This is a genomic window from Actinoplanes sp. NPDC051346 (assembly GCF_040682215.1).
In the GTDB taxonomy this organism is placed as follows: Bacteria; Actinomycetota; Actinomycetes; order Mycobacteriales; family Micromonosporaceae; genus Actinoplanes.
This window is the reverse complement of sequence record NZ_JBFBAJ010000002.1, coordinates 477094-493413: the sequence shown is the minus strand read 5'-3', so window position 1 is coordinate 493413 and position 16320 is coordinate 477094. Positions and strand designations below refer to the sequence as shown.

The following is a 16320-nucleotide window of genomic DNA, read 5'->3' as shown; positions in this document are numbered from 1 at the left end:
TCCCATGCAGGACACGGCGGCCGGTGAGCGCGCGACACCGTCACGCGAGGCGATCCTGGAAGCGGCGACCACGCTCATGTCCCGGCACGGGTACGCCGCCACGTCCATCTCCCGCATCTCGGTCGCCTGCGGCCTGCCGGCCAGCTCCATCTACTGGCACTTCGGCAGCAAGGAGGGTGTCTACCTCGCCGTGTTGCGGCAGGCCCGACATGCCCTGCTGGCCGGCCTCCCGAGCGCCACCGTCGCCGGCGGCGACGAGTCCCAGCGGCTCACCCTGTTCCTGGACTCGGTGGACGAGCTGTTCCACCGGCACCCGCACGACCTTCGCCTGCTGGTCGGCATCAGCATGCTCGAGGACAGCGCCGGCACAGCGGCGCGGGCCGAACTCTCGCAGTACCGGTCGGCGCTACGGCGATGGTTGGCGGACTCGCTCGGGTCCGTGTTCACCGTCCCGGGAACCTCACCGATGGCCGAGGAGCTCGCGCGATTCCTGCTCAGCGTGGCGGGCGGCGCCTCGATCGCCCGCTGGTTCCAGGATCCGGACGCGTCGCTGCCGACGGCCGGCCTGCACGTCGCGCTCACCGCCCTGGCCCACCACCACCGAGCCTCGAACTGACTTTACCGACAGCTCTCCGCTTTGGACCGGCGAGACGCTACGTGAAATCTCCTCCGGTAGCCACCCGGAGCGGATGTTGGATCTGTCACCGGAATCAATGAATGGCAGGGGTTCCCACCGCTGCCGAGCCGCGCATAGGGTCGTCCACATTGCAAGCATCAGCGCCCCGTGCCGAATGTGTGAATGTCGCGTTTCGCGCTTGTGAACCTACCGATGTTGACCGGCTCACCATCTGCGAGGATGTCATGATCGCCGATTCGTTGATTCCGCTGACCGCCTACCAACGCGACGTCTGGGCCGCGAGTGCGCGATTTCCGGGGCTCCCCCGCTTCAATGTCACGGCGACCGCTCGACTCGCGGGGAACGTGGACCTCGCGGTGCTCAAAGAGTGTTGCGAACGAGGCATTGAACGCAATGACGCGTTCACACTCCGGTTCGGTGAACGCGACGGCACCCCCGTCCAGTGGCGCCAACCCGAACCTGCCCGGATCGACATCCACGACTTCTCCGCCGCGCCGGATCCCGCGGCCGCGTGCCGGTCCTGGATGGAGCGCGCGGCCCGCCGCCCGGTCGATCTCACCGGCCGGCGGCTCTACGAGACGGCCCTGATCCTCGAGAGCGACTCGGTCACCCACCTGTACGGGACGGTGCACCACATCATCATCGACGGCTGGGGCGTCGACCAGCTCGTACGGCAGATCCTCGCCGACTACGCGCACGCCACGACCACGGGCCGAGCCCTGGAGATCACGGCCGGCTCCTACCTCGCACACGTCGAGGAACACGCGCGCTACCAGGGATCGCAGCGGTGGGAGCGGGACCGGACGTTCTACGAGCGCACCCTCGCGGATGTCCGTCCCGCGCTGTTCCCGGCCAGGACCCCGGCCGCCGAGGGGGACGGCACCCGGCGCAGCGGCCGCCACACGTTCGGAATCGAACGGGAGCTGGTCGACCGCATCCGCCACCGGCAGATGTCCGTGTTCCCCTTTCTCACCGCGGCGCTGGCCACCTATCTGGCCCGGGTGCACCGCACGGACGAGGTGGTGCTCGGCATCCCCCATCTCAACCGGCACAACATCCGGGAAAAGCGAACCGTCGGCTATTTCGCGAACATGCTTCCGCTTCGGGTGGCGGTGCGGGGCGCCATGTCGACCTCCGATATCGCGACGCAGATCTCCGCAGCGACGATCGCCACCAAACGCCACGAGCGACTGTCGCTCGGCGACGTTCTCCGCGCATTGCCGTCAACGGCGGAAGGACCCCGTCGCCTGTTCGACGTCACCGTTTCCTATCTCCGGCTGTCCGCCTCCGATGAGGTTCCCGGATTGTCGGTGGAACGGTCCCAGCTGCCGCACGGGCACGACCAGGACGTGCTGACGGTGTATATCAGGGACTACGACGACAGCGACGCGATCAGGATCGACCTGGACTACGCGCTCGACGTGTTCGATGAGGATTTCACCATCGCGTCCGTGGCCCGGCACCTGGAAACACTGATGCGGCGGGCGATCCACGACCCGCTGGCGCCCGTACGCGACCTGACGATGATTTCCGGCGAGGAATTCCACGACATCGTCCGGCGTAACAACGACACGCGGGCGCCGTACCGGGCGGACGTGACCCTCCACGCGCTGATCGCCGAGCAGGCCGCCCGGACACCGGACCGCGTCGCCGTCGTCGGAAACGGGACGGGCGGCGGTCTCACCTACGCCGATCTCGATGCGCGCGCCACCACCGTCGCGCATGCGCTGCGGGGACGCGGCGTGGGGCCGGACGACCGGGTCGCCGTCCAGATCGAGCGCGGCCCCGACCTGATCGTCGCGCTTCTGGGCGTCCTGAAGGCGGGCGGGGCGTATGTGCCGATCGATCCGGGCTATCCGAGCGACCGGAAAGAGTTCCTGCTGGCCGACAGCGGGGCCAAGGCGGTCCTGACCGCGCACGACCCCGCCCTGCGCCCGGACGCGGGGCCGGTGGCGCGGCTCGCCGAGGCCGCGTCGCCGCACAGCCTCGCCTACGTGATCTACACCTCCGGCTCGACCGGGCGGCCCAAGGGCGTCATGATCGAGCACCACTCGGTGGTGAACCGCCTGGCCTGGATGCGGAAGCGCTACCCGATCGGCGCCGAGGACGTCGTGCTGCAGAAGACACCGAGCTCGTTCGACGTGTCGGTCTGGGAACTGTTCTGGTGGGCGGTCGAGGGAGCCCGGGTAGCCCTGCTGCCACCGGGCGCCGAGAAGGAACCGGGCCGGATCCTGCGCGCCGTCGCCGAGCACGGCGTGACCGTGCTCCACTTCGTACCGTCGATGTTCGGTCCGTTTCTTGATCTTCTGGAGAGCGCGCCCGAGCGGCGGGCGGAGGCCGCGTCGCTGCGCTATGTCTTCTGCAGCGGCGAAGCGCTACCGGCGACGCTGGTCGAGCGGTACAACCGGGTGTTCGCCACCGCCGGGGCGCCGCGGCTGGTGAACCTCTACGGCCCGACCGAGGCGACCGTCGACGTCTCCTTTTTCGACTGCCCGGCGGACGCGACCCGGCCGGTGCGCCGGGTGCCGATCGGCAGGCCGATCGACAACCACCGGCTCTACGTGCTCGACCTCGACGACCAGCCGCAGCCGGTGGGCGTCGTCGGGGAGCTGTGCATAGCCGGCGCCGGGCTGGCCCGCGGATATCTCGACAGGCCGGAGCTCACCCGGGAGAAGTTCGTCGACGACCCGTTCCACCCGGGCGAGCGGATGTATCGCACGGGCGACCTCGCCCGGTGGCTCGCCGACGGAACCCTCGAATATCTGGGGCGCGTCGACGACCAGGTGAAGATCCGCGGTAACCGGGTCGAGCTCGGCGAGGTACGCAACGCCCTGTCGCGAGCGCCCGGGGTGGCCGGCGCGGTGGTCGTCGACCGGCACACGGCGGTCCGCGGCCTCCACCTCGTCGGGTACTACGTCGCCGCCGACGAGATCGATCCGGTGCTGCTGCGCGCCCACCTGACGACCACACTGCCGGAATTCATGATCCCGGCATACTTCGTACGGATCGACAGCGTCCCGCTGACGCCGAACGGGAAGGCCGACCGGCGCGCCCTGCCGGCACCGTCGCTCGCCGAGGCCGCACCTGGGACCCGGCCGCGCAACGAGGTGGAGGCCACCCTCGCCGCGATCTGGCGCGACGTGCTCGAGACGACCGATGTCGGCGTCCACGACAACTACTTCGGCCTCGGCGGCGACTCGATCCTCATGCTCCGCATCCGCGCCAGGGCCGCCGGCCACGGGCTGCACTTCGCGCTGACCGACCTCATCACCCACCCCACCGTCGCGGAGCTGGCCACGCGCGTCACCACGACCGCGCCGGACGCCGGCGGGCCCGGGCCCGCCTTCGCGCTGGTCGCGGGCGTCGATCGGGCTCGCCTGGCAGCGGCGCAAGACGCCTACCCGATGACCCGGCTCCAACTCGGGATGCTCTTCCACAGCCGCGGGCACGACGACTCGGACCTCTACCACGACGTCTTCCGCTACACGCTCAAGCTCGCCTGGGACGAGGCCGCCTTCCGGCGGGCCCGCGCGGGCCTGGTGGCCCGCCATCCCGTTCTCCGCTCGTCGTTGCACCTGGCCGACTTCTCCGAGCCGTTACAGGTCGTGCACCGCGACCCGGGAAGGACGGTGGACGTCGTCGACCTGCGCTCACACACCGAGACCGCGGCGGAGGCCGTGGTCCGGGAGCACATCGCCGCACGTCGCCACCACAGGTACGCCTTCGAGTCACCCGAGCTGCACCTGCTCCGGGCGCACGTCCGGCCCGGCCGCCTCGACCTCGTGTTCAGCTTTCACCACGCGATCCTGGACGGCTGGAGCGTGGCGAACCTGATCGGTGAGCTGGTGCGGGACTATCTGCACGCGCTCGGGAGGAACGTCGAGCCGGTCGCCGCGGCCCTCACCGCGTCGCCGGTCGCCTACGTGCGGGCCGAGCGGAACGCGCTGTCCGACGAGACGACCCGGCGGTACTGGGAGGACCGGCTGCACGGCGCCGCACCCGCCGCGCTGGAAAGCTTCCGACCGTACGAACCGCCCGGCGACGGCGCGCCCGTCACCCGTCGCGTCCCGCTGCCGGACCGGCTCCACCGGGCGGTCCACCGCTTCGCCCACGACCACGCGCTGGCCGTCAAGTCGGTGCTGCTGGCGGCGCACTGCCTCACGTTGCGGCTGCTGACCGGCGGCGAGGATGTCGTCACCGGCTTGGTCACCCACGGGCGGACCGAGCAGCCGGACGCCGATCGGCTCGCCGGGCTGTTCCTGAACACCGTGCCGGTCCGGCTCGACCCGACGCCACGCGGCTGGCTCGACACGGTGCGCGCGGTGTTCGACCAGGAGCGGGACGGCTACCCGTACCGGCGGTATCCCCTCAGCGCCATTCAGGCCGACCACGGCGTGGAGGTGCGGACCGCCTTCAACTACGTCAACTTCCATCAGCTCACGCCGCTGTTGGCGACGGCGGGCGTCGAGCTGTGCGACTTCGAGATCTGGGAACGTACCAACTTCGCGCTGCTGGTCAACGCGATCACCGATCCTCGGGACGGGCGTTTGGAGCTGCGCGTCGACGGCGACGGCCGTACCGTCACCGCCGCGCTGGCCGACCTGTTCGGACGTCACTACCTGCGGATCCTGCGTCGGATCGTCGATCGCCCGCGCGAGACCGCGGACTTCGCGTTCCTCAGCGTCGGCGGCACCGACGTGGTGCGCTGGTTCGAACACCAGGCGCTGCGGAACCCCCACGCGGTCGCTCTGTCGTTCGGGTCGCCCGCCCGGCAGTGGTCCTACGAGGAGTTGGACGCTGCCGCGAACCGGGTGGCGCGGCGGCTCCTCGCGCTCGGGGCGCTCCCGGGCGCACGGGTCGGCATCGCGATGGACCGCTCGCCGGAGATGATCGCCACCGTCCTCGGCATCGCGAAGGCGGGCGCCGCCTGCGTCCCGCTCGACGTCAGCTACCCGCTGCGGCGCATCGCCGCCATGGTCGGCGTGACCCGCCCGTTCCGGATCATCGCGCACCCGCGGCACGCCCACCTCTTCGACGACCCGGACCTGCTGCTGAGCGACTTCAACGACCCGGACCTGCTGCTGCGCGACTTCGACGACCCGGACCTGCTGCTGAGCGACTCCGACGACCCGGACCCGCTGCTGAGCGCCGGGGCGGCGGCCGCGGCTGACACCGCCGACGAACGGTTCGCGGCGGCGGCGATCGACCCGGACAGCGTCGCGTACGTCCTGTTCACCTCCGGCTCCACCGGCGAGCCGAAGGGCGTGGCGATGCCGCACCGGGCGCTGGCCAACCTGGTCGCCTGGCAGAACCGCCGGGCCAGCGGCGCTCCCGGCGGGACCACGCTGCAGTTCGCGCCGCTGAGCTTCGACGTCTCCTTCCAGGAGATCTTCTCCACCCTGTGCGGCGGTGGGATCCTGCGGCTGGTCCACGAGGACGAGCGGCGTGACATGGCCTCGCTGCTGCGCCTGCTCGACCGCGAGGGCGTCGAACGGGTCTTCCTGCCGTACGTCGCTCTCCAACAGCTCGCCGAGACCGCGCAGGCCCTGGACATCCACCCGCGGAAGTTGCGGGTGCTGATCTCCTCCGGTGAGCAGCTACGGGTCACCGCCGACATCCGGCGCTTGTGCCGCGCGCTGCGGGGCTCGCTGCTGGAGAACCAGTACGGCCCGACCGAGACGCACGTCGTGACCGCGTGTGAGCTGAGCGGTGATCCGGACGGTTTCCCGGCACTGCCGCCGATCGGGCGGGCCATCGACGGCGCCGAGGTGCATCTTCTCGACGCACGCCTGCGGCCGGTGCCCGAGGGGGCCCGGGGAGAGATCTACGTGGGCGGCGCCTGCCTCGCCCAGGGCTACGAGGGCCGGCCGGACCTGACCCGGGAACGCTTCATCGCGCACCCCAGCGGCCGCCTGTACCGCACCGGAGACCTCGGCCGCCGGCTGCCGGGCGGTGACATCGTCTGCCTCGAACGGGTCGACACCCAGGTGAAGGTGCGCGGCTTCCGGGTGGAACCCGCCGAGGTGGAGCTGGCCATCCTCGGGCTCGCCGCACACCACCGGAGCATCCGGGAGGTGGCCGTGGTGGCCCGACGCCGGGACACCGAGGCCTATCTGGCCGCGTTCCTGGTGGGCGACGAGTCGCGGGTCGACGTGGAGGAGGTGCGACGGCAGCTGCGCGCGTCGTTGCCCGAACACCTGGTTCCGGCGCGGTTCGCCTGGCTGCCCCGGCTGCCACGCACCCCGAGCGGCAAGCGGGACGACGCGCGGCTGCGGGAGGTCCCGCTGGCACCGGTGTCCGTCGGGGTGCGGCGCATGCCACCCCGTGACGAATACGAGCGCGTCGTGGCCGACCTGGTCGCCGAGCTGCTCCGGGTGCCCACGCCGGGCGCGCACGACGACTTCTTCGCCCTCGGTGGTACGTCGCTGAGCGCCATGCGGGTCGTCGTGATGATCGAGAAGCGCTACGGCCTGAACGTTCCCCTGTCGGCGTTCGTGCGAACCCCGACCGTCGCCGAGCTGGCCGGCAGGCTTCGCGGTGGCACGCCCGCGGCCTTCGACCCCCTCGTACCGATCCGGACCGAGGGCGGCCGGCCACCGCTCTTCCTGGTCCACCCCATCGGCGGCAACGTGCTGTGCTACGTACGGCTGGCTCAAGCGCTGCCCGCGGACCAGCCGGTGTACGCGTTGCAGGCGGCGGGAACGGAGCCGGGGACCGAGCCGCTGCGCGACCTGTCCGACCTCGCACGCAGCTATCTGGAGGCGATCCGGCGGGTGCAACCGGACGGCCCCTACAGCATCGGCGGGTGGTCGTTCGGCGGGTTCGTCGCGTTCGAGATGGCCCGCCAGCTGCGGGCCTCGAACGCCGAGGTGGACAACCTCCTGCTGCTCGACACGATCATCCCGACCGTGGACGGGTATCCCTCGGTGAACCGGGACCTGCTGTTCGAGTGGTTCCTCTGGGAGCTGCTGTGGCTCGAACGCGGTGGCGCCGCCGCCGCGGCGACCCTTCCCCGGGGACTCGACGACGACGAGGCGTTCGACGCCATCCTGCGGCACGCGGTCGACGCGGGTGTCCTGCCCGCCGAATGCTCGCCGGCCCACGTTCGTCGCCTGTTCGGCGTGTTCGAGGCCAACTGGCGGGCACTGCTCGACTATCGGCCGGAACCGGTCGACCAGGACCTCACGCTGCTGCGGGCCAGCGGACCGCTGCCGGACGTGCTCGCGCCCGCGCACCACGCGGTCGGCAGCATGCACCAGAACCCGACGAACGGCTGGTCCACCTGGACGAACGGTCGCGTCGACGTCGTGGACGTGCCCGGAGACCACCTGCGGATGATGGAGCCGCCGCACATCACCACGGTCGCCCGGCGGATCCACGAGCTGACCCGCGCCCAGCGGAGCGCGCGATGAGGCGGGGCCGGCGGCCCCGGGTGATCGTCGTCGGCGCCGGGATCGGCGGGTTGACGGCGGCCGTCGCCCTGCGTCAGGTCGGCATCGACGTGGCGATCTATGAGCGGGCGGCAGAGCTCCGCCCGGCCGGCACCGCGTTGTCGATCATGAGCAACGCGGTGTCCGCCCTGGGCACGCTCGGCATCGACCTGCATCTCGACAAGCGCGGACGGGCCATCGAGACCTTCCAGTTCCTGACCCATGACGGCCGTCCCATCCGGACGCTGCCGCTGAAGGAGATCGGCGACCGGCTCGGCGCGCCGAGCGTCAACATCGGCCGCGCCGAACTGCAGCAGGCCCTGCTCGACCGCCTCGACGGGCATCCGATCGAGCTGGGTGCCACCGTGACCGGCTTCGAGGCCACCCCGGACGGCGTCCGCGTCGGGTTCGCGGACGGCGGCGAGGCACACGGCGACGTGCTCATCGGCGCCGACGGATTCCACTCGGTGATCCGCCGCCAGATCGCCGGTCCCGCCCGGCCCCACGAGCCGGGATACGTGTGCTGGCTGGCGGTCGCACCCCTGCGCCACGAGCGGCTCCCCGACGGCGCGGTCCACCACTACTGGGGGGCGGGGCAGCGGTTCGGGCTGATCGACATCGGCCACGGGCGGGTCTACTGGTGGGGCACGAAGAACATGCGGGCCGCGGCGGCCCGCGATTGGTGCGGCGGCAAGGACAGGATCGCGCGGGCGTACGCCGGCTGGGCCGACGAGGTGCGCGAGGCCATCCGGGTCACCCCGGCCGAGGCGATCGTCAGCGTCCCCGCGCGGGACCGGCCCTTCCTCGAGAAGTGGGGAACCGGTCCGGTCACCCTGCTCGGCGACGCGGCACACCCCATGCTGACCAGCCTCGGCCAGGGCGCGGGCACCGCGATGGAGGATGCTGTCGTGCTGGCCGGCAGCCTCGCCGGGGCCACCGACCTGCCACAGGCCCTCCGCACCTACGAGAGCCGCCGCCGGGCCCGGACCCGGCGGATGGTGCGGACGTCACGCCAGCTCAGCCTGATCGAGCAGCTCGAAAGTCCCCTGCCGAGGCGGTTACGGGACGCGTACTTCCGGTGGGTGCCCGCCTCCGTGCTGTACCGGCAGAACGAGTCCGTCCTGACGTACCCCGCGGCGATGCCATGAGCCGGCGGCCGCTGAGCCCGCTCGAACGGTGGTACTGGATCGCCGACCAGCTCTCGCCGCTCCACGTGATCGCCCGGGTCCGACTGCGCGGACGGTTCCCGCCGGAGCTGGCCCGACGCTCGCTCGCCGGGCTACAGGCCCGCCACCCGCTGCTGCGGGTCGCGATCGCCGACGAGGCCGGCCGGGCGGCGGCCTTCGTGCCGTGCACCACCGCGATCGCGCTGCGGCAGGTCACGGCGACGGACGCGGACGCGGAGACGCGGTGGCAGCGGGAGATCAACGACCGGGAACTGGTCGATCGGCTCGACTGGCGCGCCGGGCCGCTTCTGCGCGCCGTCGTCGTCACCGTCGGCGACGACGTCCACGACCTCATCCTGACCGTCTCGCACTGCGTCGCCGACGGCACCACCGCGCTCTCGCTGCTCCAGCAGTGGATCCGGATCGCCGACGGGTGCCGGTCGGGTGCCGGCGAACCGTCCCGCGCCCGGAGCCTGCCCGCCCCGGAAGACCTGTTCCCGCGTCGTCACCGCGGCACGAAGGGCGCCCTCGCCGTCGTCCGCGCCCAGCTGCGTGACCAGATCGCGAGGCTGCGATGGCGACCCCGGCGGATCGCGGCCAGCGCGGCGGTGCCGTTCGACCGCCGGCGCACCGGGTTCATCCACCGGTCGCTGTCCGCCGCTCAGGTCGACGCGCTCGTCGACGCGTGCCGGCGGGAGGGCTCGACCGTGCACGGGGCGCTCGCCGCGGCGATGGCGACCGCTGTCGCCGAGGACGCCGGCATCGGCTCGGGCGGTCATGTCGTCGTCGGTTCGCCCGTCGACTTCCGACCGGAGCTGGACCCACCGGTGTCACCGGACGAGGTTGGCGCGTACGTGGCGACGGTCGGTTCGTTCGTCCCCCACCAGCCGGGCACACCGCTGTGGCCCGCGGCCCGCGCCGTCACCGGCGATCTCGCCCGCCGGCGGCGGCGCGGCGAGCACCTCTCCATGATCAGTCTGCTGCGCTGGGCGGGCCCGACCGACCTGGCGGCGAGCGACCCGTTCGTGCGCCGGGTGGAGCGGCGGGGGCCGGGCAATCTGTGCCTGTCCAACCTCGGTCGCCACCGGTTCCCCGACGAGATCGGCCCGTGGCACCTGTCCGGCGCGCAGTTCGTCGCCGGCATCTCCGTCTCCGGCTACTTCGTGGCCACCGTGAACACCACCCACGACCACCTGTTCTGGAACTTCACGTACGTCGACGGCATCGTGCCCCGTGCCCGCGCGGAACGACTCGCCGACGCGTGCGTCACCACACTGTTGTCCGCCGTGGCGGAGGACCCGCACCGAGAAAGGACCACCGTTGTCTGAGCAACTCGTCGGAGAAGGCCGCACGGTCCTCGTGTCGGGTGCGTCCACCGGGCTGGGCCGCGCGTGCGCCCGCCACCTGGACGATCTCGGCTTCCGCGTCTTCGCCGGCGTCCGCCGGTCTGCCGACGCCGAGGCGCTGCGGGCCGCGTCGTCGCCCCGGCTGCGCACCATCATGCTCGACGTGACCAGCGAGGAGTCCGTCGCGCGGGCCACGGCGCTGGTGTCGGCGCAGGTCGGCGACCGTGGCCTGTGGGGACTGGTCAATAACGCCGGCATCTGCGTCTCGGCACCGCTGGAATGCGTGTCTCCCGCTCAGCTGCGCCACCAGCTGGACACCAACCTGATCGGCCACCACGCGGTGATCCAGGCCAGCCTGCCCCTGCTGCGCACGGCACACGGGCGGATCGTGAACGTCAGCTCCGGTCTCGGCCGGATCGCCAGTCCGTACCTGGGCGCCTATGCCGCGTCGCAGTTCGCCAAGGAGGGCTACAGCGACGCCCTCCGGCGTGAACTGCGGCCCTTCGACGTCGCCGTCTCCATCGTGCAGCCGGGCGCGATCAGGACGCCGATCTGGGAAAAGGTGTCCGAGGTGGGACACCGCACCCTCGACGGGGCACCGGTGGAGGTCGCCGAGCTGTATCGCGCTTCCTTCCTGCGGTTCCTGGAAGGCAACGATCGGCGGGCCAGGGCGAGCGCCACCCGGCCGGAACGGTTCGCCGACGCCGTCGCGCACGCGATGACCGCCCGGCGGCCGAAGTCCCGCTACCGCGTGGGCTTCGATTCGCGACTCACGAGCGTGCTGGCGCGCGTCCTTCCCGACCGGGTCCTGGACGCTGCCTTCGCCACCATCGTCGGCGAGGCCAAGACCTCGGAATTGGATCATGAGGAGTCGCATCGCGAGTCCTAGCGTGGGCTCATGAATCCTCGACTCGCCGCCGACCTCGCGGCGCTACCGGAGCTCCTGGAGTCCACCCAGAGGTACGCCGCCGACGTACTCGACGGCCTGGACGACCGCCCGGCGGCCCACCCGCCCACGCCGCGCACCGCCGAACCGCTGCCCGCGGAGGGCGCCGGGCTGGCCGGGGCGCTGACCACGTTCGCGCGGCGCTGGGCGCCCGGGCTCTCCGGCAGCGCCGGCCCCCGATACCTGGGGTTCGTCACCGGCGGCACCACCCCGGCCGCCCTCGCCGGCGACTGGCTGACCAGCGTCTTCGACCAGAACGCCAGCTCGGAGATCGGCTCCGCGGCCAGCGCTCTGGAGCACGAGACGCTGCACTGGCTGCGGGAGCTGTTCGGCCTGCCCGCCCGCCATTCCGGAGCGTTCCTCACCGGAGCGACCATGTCCAACCTCGTGGGCCTGGCGATCGGCCGCGAATGGCTCGGCGACCAGCTCGGCGTGGACGTGGGCCGGCAAGGCGTGCACGCGCTGGGGCCGGTCGAGGTGCTGTCCGGCTCGCCGCACTCCAGCATCTACAAGGCGCTGTCCATGCTGGGCCTGGGTCGCGAGGCGGTGCGCCAGCTGCCCGTCCTCCCCGACCGGGAGGCGGTCGACGTGGCGGCGCTTCGCGCCGAACTGGCCGCCCGCCGGGGCCGGCCGGCCATCGTGGTTGCCAACGCCGGCACGGTCAACACCGTCGACTACGACGACCTGCGGGCGATCGCCGCGCTGCGCGAGGAATTCCCGTTCTGGCTGCACGTGGACGCGGCATTCGGCGCGTTCGCCGCGCTCAGCCCCACGTACGCGCCGCTGCTGGACGGGCTCGTCGAGGCCGACTCCGTCTGCGTCGACCTGCACAAGTGGCTCAACGTGCCGTACGACTCGGCGGTGCAGTTCACCCGCCGGCCGGACCTGCAGGCCAGGGTGTTCGGCAACGCGGCCGCGTACCTCGGCCCGATCACCGAGCAGCCGGACTTCGTCCACCTGACCCCGGAGAACTCCCGGCGGCTGCGGGCGCTGGCCGCCTGGTTCTCCCTCGCCGCGTACGGCCGGGCGGGGCACCGCGACATCGTGGAGCGCAACGTCGCCTCGGCACAGCGGGTCGGCGCGCGCCTCGCGGAGCTGCCCGGGGTGCGTCTGCTCGCCCCGGTCCGGCTCAACGTCGTCTGCCTGGCGGTCCCGGACGACCCGGACACGGTGGTCCGCGCGCTCACCGAGACCGGCGAGGCGTTCGCGACGCCCACCGTGTACGCCGGAACGCCCGGGCTCCGCCTGGCCTTCAGCAACTGGCGGACCACCGAGGCCGACGAGGAGCGGATCGTCGCCGCGGTGCGCAAGGCCCTGTCGTGATCGGGCTGCCGCGCGCCTTCGGCTGAACGGCCCAGGGGACGCCGAATGCCGGGCCGGAGATCCTGACGATTCTCATTAATTCGTTCGGGATCGAATGGCAATTTCCCGATACTGCCGCGGCGGCGCGGGCGGATACGTTCGTTTCGGCCGCAATTATCAGTATCGGAAAGGCATTCGCGTGACTAAATCTCCCCACATTCCCCGGCGGCGGGTGATCACCGGCGGGGTGCTCGCCGCCGCGGTGATCGCCGCGGTCGCGCCGCCGCTGGTCCCGGACGCCGACGCGGCCGCGACCCGGGTCTTCACCGGCATCGACGTCCGCTCCGGCGGAGACGGTTACCTGCTCAGTTCGGCCCGCGGCGAGATGTACGCCTTCGGCGGCGCCGCCGCGGTCCGCAACCCGGCCGGGTTCGCCGGCGACATCGTCGACGTGGCGCTCACCGCCGACGGCAGAGGCGCGCTGGCGGTCAGCTCCACCGGGCAGTTCTACGCCTCCGGCACGGCGACGCCCCAGCGCAACCCATCCGGGTTCAGCGGCCGGATCGCCGGCGTCGCGCTCACCGCGGATGGTCGCGGCGCGATGGCGGTGAGCTCGGCGGGACAGTTCTACGCGTACGGCACGGCGAAAGCACAGCCCAACCCGTCCGGGTTCAGCGGCGAGATCGTCGACGTGGCGCTGACCGCCGACGGGCAGGGCACGATGGCGGTCAGTTCGACCGGGCAGTTCTACGCCTACGGCACCGCGAAGGCGCAGCCCAACCCGTCCGGGTTCACCGGACGCGTCGTCGGACTGTCGATCACCGCCGACGGCCGGGGCGCAATGGCGCTGAGCTCGGCGGGACAGTTCTACGCCTACGGCACCGCCACCGCCCAGTCCAACCCGCGAAACTTCTCCGGCGAGATGATCGCCCTCGACCTGACCGCCGACGGGCGCGGCGTTGTCGCCCTGTCCAGCACCGGCCAGGTGTACGCGTACGGCACCGCCCGCTACCACGGCAACGGCGACTCCGGCTGCGAGTCGTTTTCCGGCCGGGCCGTCTGCCACGACATCCGGGCCCGCTACCGGGCGCTCGGCGGGCCGGGCGGTCCGCTGGGGCAGCCGACCAGCGGCGAGTTCGGGGTGCTCAACGGTGGTCTCGGCCAGCACTTCACGTCCGGCTCGATCTACTGGTCGGCACGGACCGGCGCCCGGGACGTACGCGGCGCGATCCGCGACAAGTGGTTCTCGATGGCCGCCGAACGGGGTCTGCTGGGCATGCCCGTCGGTGGCGAGTTCTTCTCCAACGGCCACTGGGGCAGCCGGTTCGCCAACGGTTCCATCTACTTCTCCGGTGCCACCGGCGCGCACGAGGTGCACGGCGAGATCCACCGCGTCTACGCCGCGAACAACTTCGCCGAGGGAAGACTCGGCATGCCGCTGACCGACGAGGTGAACGGGTCCGGCGACTGGGCCGGCGGCAAGGCCTCCTTCTTCGTCGGCGGCTCGATCGTGTGGGACGGCCGCGCCACCCGGGTCCGGGAGTTGTCCGCCGCCGATCGGCGGGCCGAGGCGCGGACACTGCAGGCGATGACCCTGGACGAATTCATGGCCGTGCAGCGCGGAGTCGACAAGTCGGACACCATCCAGTGGAGGACCGACGGCTGTTCCGGTCCCACCGGGGGCGAGCTGGACAAGATCTTCGAGCCCGCCTGTATCCGGCACGACTTCGGCAACAAGAGTTTCGGGCCGAGGAACCTCAGGCTCGACACCTCGGAGGCGAGCTTCAAGCGGGTGAACGACGTCTTCCGCAAGGACTTGATGTCGATCTGCACCAGGCACGGGAACCCGTGGGTGAGCAACGGCAAACTACCGCCGGTCAGGTGCGGACTCGCCGCCGACGCGACCCACCGTACGGTTGTCGCCGCCCGCCGGACATGGTGGGACGCCTGATCGGGATCCGTCAGGCGCGCAGGAGCGCGTCGTACACCTCGGCGAACCGCGCGCGTCGTTGCGCGTAGTGCCCGACGTGCGCGGGCCGGGGCTCGTATGTGGACCCGGTCGCCCGGGGCGCGCGCGGGACGTCCGGTGCCAGCACGTCGAGCGCGAGCAGCGCCGTGCCGCGCTGTGTGGCGCGTGGCCGGGTCACGTGCGTGACGGGGCGGCCGAGCACGTCCGCCAGGACCTGGAGCCACTCGGGCTGGTCGTTGCTGACCCGGCCCGCCGCCGCGACCTCCAGGACCCGGGGGGCGGCCGGGTGCAGTTCGTCGGCGACGCGCGCGTAGGTCATGGCCACGCCCTCGACGATGCCGCGGAACAGGGTGTCGGCGTCGGTGGCCGCGGACACCCCGCCGAGCACGGCGCGTGCCCCGCCGACCCAGCCGGGCGCGCGTTCGCCGGTGAGGTACGGCAGCACGAGCGGCGTGGCGTCGCTCGGCGGCGCGGTGAGGACGGCCGCGAGTGCGGGGCTGAGGCGCAACGTGCTCTGCGCCCAGCTGACGGCGCGACCGACGTCGTTGATCGCCCCGCCGAGCAGCGTGCGTCCCGAGTCGACACGGTAGTTCCACAATCCGAACGGCAGGGGGTCGGCGGGGCCGTCGAGCAGCACCCGCAGCGCACCGCTGGTGGCTGTCGCCGCGGTGAGCACCGTGGCGTCGGTCGCTCCGGACCCGATGTTGCTGGCGAAGCCGTCGGTGATGACAGGGAACCAGACGGCCCGGGCGAGGGCGGGCCAGCGCGGCAGGGCCGCGGAAGGCGCCGGCTCTGTCAGGTCTCGCGGCGGGGAGAGCTGCTCGGGGCCGATGCCCGCGGCGGCGAGCAGCTCGGCGTCGAGCCCGCCGGTGCGACGGTCGAGCAGGCCGGTCCATGCCACCGTGGATGTTCCGGCGAGCGGGTGCCCGATCAACCGGGCCAGAATGTATTCGCCCAGTGACCACCACGCCGCGGCCTGAGCGACGACGCGGGGCTGCACGGCCGCGAGCCAGCGCAGGCGCGGGGCGTGGTAGCTGGTATGCAGGCGGGTGCCGGTGCGCTGCTGCACCGCGTGCTCGTCGAGCTCCTCCCGCAGGGCCGCGACCGCGCCGGCGCTGCGGGAGTCGGCGTAGGTCAGGCACGGGGTGAGCGCCCGGCCGGCCGCGTCGACCGCGATCAGCGACGCGGCGAAGGTGTCCATCGCGACGCCGGCGACGCGGGTCCCCAGTCGTGGGTCGCCGGCCACCGCGTCGAGGATCTGCTCGACCTCCGCGGTCACCTGATCGGGGTCGATGACCGAGGTGCCGTCGGGCGCGACCGTGAAGGCGTGCGGCACCTTGCGTTGCAGGCCGTGTACCCGCCGACCCGACGCGTCGTGCACGCCGCCGCGGGTGGCGGTTGACCCGATGTCCAACGCGAGGACCAGCGGGTCCAGCGCCGCGTCCAGGGCGACGTCGTCGTTGGTCCGGGTCATCGCATTCCTCGTCGTCGGCGGCGCGGGTCTGCGAGGACCCTCACCAACCC

At 72.0% G+C, this 16320-nt stretch carries 8 protein-coding genes; 7 read left to right on the top strand and 1 reads right to left on the bottom strand.

What is annotated here, in order from left to right; genetic code table 11:
• Positions 1-4 precede the first annotated feature (4 nt).
• From AB0M36_RS06530 to AB0M36_RS06500, 7 genes are all read left to right on the top strand, one after another.
• On the top strand, positions 5-616 hold the full coding sequence (locus AB0M36_RS06530; protein WP_364153376.1) for a TetR/AcrR family transcriptional regulator: 612 nt from the start codon (positions 5-7) through the stop codon (positions 614-616).
• 245 nt (positions 617-861) lie between these two features.
• A complete protein-coding gene (locus tag AB0M36_RS06525; protein ID WP_364153373.1) occupies positions 862-8049 on the top strand; it encodes an amino acid adenylation domain-containing protein in 7188 nt (2395 codons plus the stop codon).
• Entirely contained in the window at positions 8046-9215 is a 1170-nt protein-coding gene (locus tag AB0M36_RS06520; RefSeq protein ID WP_364153370.1) for an FAD-dependent monooxygenase, read from the top strand. Before AB0M36_RS06525 ends, AB0M36_RS06520 begins: the two co-directional genes overlap by 4 nt.
• Positions 9212-10561, top strand: a complete 1350-nt coding sequence (locus AB0M36_RS06515; RefSeq protein WP_364153368.1) for a condensation domain-containing protein — start codon at positions 9212-9214, stop codon at positions 10559-10561. The genes AB0M36_RS06520 and AB0M36_RS06515 overlap by 4 nt, the downstream gene beginning before the upstream one ends.
• Complete coding sequence (locus AB0M36_RS06510; RefSeq protein WP_364153365.1) at positions 10554-11468, top strand: SDR family NAD(P)-dependent oxidoreductase; 915 nt, start codon at positions 10554-10556, stop codon at positions 11466-11468. The genes AB0M36_RS06515 and AB0M36_RS06510 overlap by 8 nt, the downstream gene beginning before the upstream one ends.
• 9 nt (positions 11469-11477) lie before the next feature.
• Complete coding sequence (locus AB0M36_RS06505; protein WP_364153363.1) at positions 11478-12848, top strand: pyridoxal-dependent decarboxylase; 1371 nt, start codon at positions 11478-11480, stop codon at positions 12846-12848.
• Between the two features lie 178 nt (positions 12849-13026).
• Positions 13027-14778, top strand: a complete 1752-nt coding sequence (locus AB0M36_RS06500; RefSeq protein ID WP_364153360.1) for a phospholipase A2 — start codon at positions 13027-13029, stop codon at positions 14776-14778.
• Between the two features lie 10 nt (positions 14779-14788).
• Here AB0M36_RS06500 and AB0M36_RS06495 read toward each other — a convergent pair whose 3' ends face one another.
• Positions 14789-16270 (bottom strand): gluconokinase, encoded by a 1482-nt coding sequence (locus tag AB0M36_RS06495; protein ID WP_364153358.1) that lies wholly within the window; start codon positions 16268-16270, stop codon positions 14789-14791.
• Positions 16271-16320 lie beyond the last annotated feature (50 nt).